Raw genomic sequence first — 1,388 nt, forward strand, 5'->3', positions numbered from 1 at the left:
ATGAAGGCCATGTTGACGAAGCCGAACACGGCGCCGGTCGCGAGCAGCCACGTCGGGCAGCGGAACGGGCGCTCCCAGCCGGCGCGGTCGATGCGGTGGATCCACCCCGATTGCAGGTTGAGGAAATTGAAGACCATGTAGCAGACGTTGCTGATCATCAGCACCGCGAAATAATCCGAGGTGAGCAGCAGCAGCAGGTTGAATCCGAGATCGGTCCACATCGCCGCGGTCGGCGCGCCGTGCGGGTTCACCCGCGCGAGATACTTGGGCAGCCACCCGTCGACCGACGCCTGATAGAGCGTGCGCGACGATCCCATCATCGAGGTCATCACGATCAGCAGCAGCGAGAGGATCAGCATCGTGATGAAGATGTTCGACACGACGACCCCGCCGCCGACGATCCGCGCCAGCGCGAGCGCGACCCCCGATCCGTCGTAGATCCCCGGCGTCAGCATCCCTTCGAGCCCGAGCGAGGCCTGGAACGCCAGCGGCACCAGCGCGAAGATCAGGATGCACAGCAATCCCGAGGCGATCAGCGCGCGCGGCGTATCGCGCGCCGGATTCCTGAATTCGCGGGTGTAGCAGACCGCGGTCTCGAAGCCGTAGGTCGACCAGCCCGCGCCGAACATCGCCCCCATCAGCACGGTGATGCCGTAAATGTCCCAGCTGCCGAAATGCACCGTTCCGGCGGCGTCGCGCACCAGCGGCAGCAGCGGGAACAGATGATCGGACGGCAGATCGCCGGTGACCAGCGGCACCACCCCGACGAGGATCAGCGGCGCGAGGCAGGCGATGCCGAGGATCTTCTGCGCCGAGGCGGCGCGCGCCGCGCCGTGATGCTGGAGCGCGAAGGTGAGCAGCAGGAACCCCGCGCCGATGATCGCCACCGAATTGATCCGCAGGGTCAGCCCTTCGCGGATAAAGCCGAGATCGGCGAGCGTGATATGCCAGGTGTTGATCGCCGCGGTCGGCGGAAACAGGCTCGCCATCACATAGCCCGCGGCAAGGCTGGTGCCGAGCGCGAGCACCGGCGACCACGCCAGCCAGTTGCACCAGACCGAGATCGGCGCGACGAATTTCGAATAGGGCAGCCACGCCGCCGCGCCATAGACCGACGCGCCGCCCGATTTATGCGGATAGAGCCCGGCGATCTCGGCATAGACGAAGCTCTGGATGAACCCCATCAGGATCGAGGCGATGAACACCACCCAGACGGGCTGGCCGATCGTCGCGGCGATCCCGCCCATCGTCAGCAGCACCCCGGCGGGCACCCCCGACGAGGCCCAGAAGGCGCCCTTCCAGTCAAGCTCGCGGTGCAGCTCGCCGTTATGCGCAGCGGCGGGTTCCGGCGCGCGGCGGATCGCGGGGGCGGCGACCGCCGCGTCGAG

General features: G+C 67.3%; 1 protein-coding gene. It reads right to left on the reverse strand.

Annotation, left to right across the window (positions count from 1 at the left end; translation table 11 throughout):
• Positions 1-1,361: APC family permease (locus BGN95_RS15625; protein WP_286773332.1), on the reverse strand; the 1,361-nt coding region annotated here is incomplete at its 3' end.
• Positions 1,362-1,388 lie beyond the last annotated feature (27 nt).

Origin of the sequence: Sphingomonas sp. 66-10, from assembly GCF_001897045.1 — a bacterium.
Lineage (GTDB): Bacteria > Pseudomonadota > Alphaproteobacteria > Sphingomonadales > Sphingomonadaceae > Sphingomonas > Sphingomonas lycopersici.